This window comes from Mesorhizobium sp. M7A.F.Ca.US.006.04.2.1 (genome assembly GCF_004022915.1).
In the GTDB taxonomy this organism is placed as follows: Bacteria; Pseudomonadota; Alphaproteobacteria; order Rhizobiales; family Rhizobiaceae; genus Mesorhizobium; species Mesorhizobium ciceri.
The window spans coordinates 1-502 of the sequence record NZ_RZQA01001615.1 but is presented as its reverse complement, the minus strand read 5'-3'; the positions used below and the strand labels follow the sequence as shown (position 1 = coordinate 502).

2 pseudogenes are annotated in these 502 nt (G+C 64.7%); both read right to left on the bottom strand.

Features of this window, described 5'->3' with window-relative positions:
* Positions 1-181 (bottom strand): annotated as a pseudogene (locus tag EN925_RS39045) (sugar isomerase); the annotation flags it as partial.
* A 24-nt stretch (positions 182-205) separates the two neighbouring features.
* A pseudogene (locus EN925_RS39040) lies at positions 206-502 on the bottom strand (ATPase); the annotation flags it as partial.

Genomic DNA, 502 nt, shown 5'->3' with positions numbered 1-502 from the left:
GATAAAGCGCACCGGCCAGCGCCGCCTGATAGCTGGCGCCTATGCCGGCAAGCCCGATCGTCTTGCCGGCAAAAGCGCCGAGATCGAGGTCGTCAAGCGACGAGGCCACCGAACGCCGGCCGATTTCGAGACTTTCCGTCTGGCGCGCCACCGCCGGGCGATAGCCGATACGCTTCATCATTCAAACCGCTCCAATTCCCGAAGATTAGCCCTGGCCGATCAGCAGTCGTCTCGCCAAGGCGACCGCACCCAGCACCGGCGGCTCGCGCAGCAGCAGCACCTGGCTCGACGGCGAGACCTTTGCCATGGCCTCGACGAATGCCGTCATCAACATCGGCTGCTCCGAGATGACCCCGCCGCCAGCCACGACAAGGGCGGGATTGGCGCCGCGTTCGATCAAGAGTTCGACCAATGCGGCCAACCCTGTCCCGCCTTCGCTGATAACACGGATAGCCAGAGCCGAGCCGGCGATCGCCGCGTCGAATACGGCATTGGCATAGCG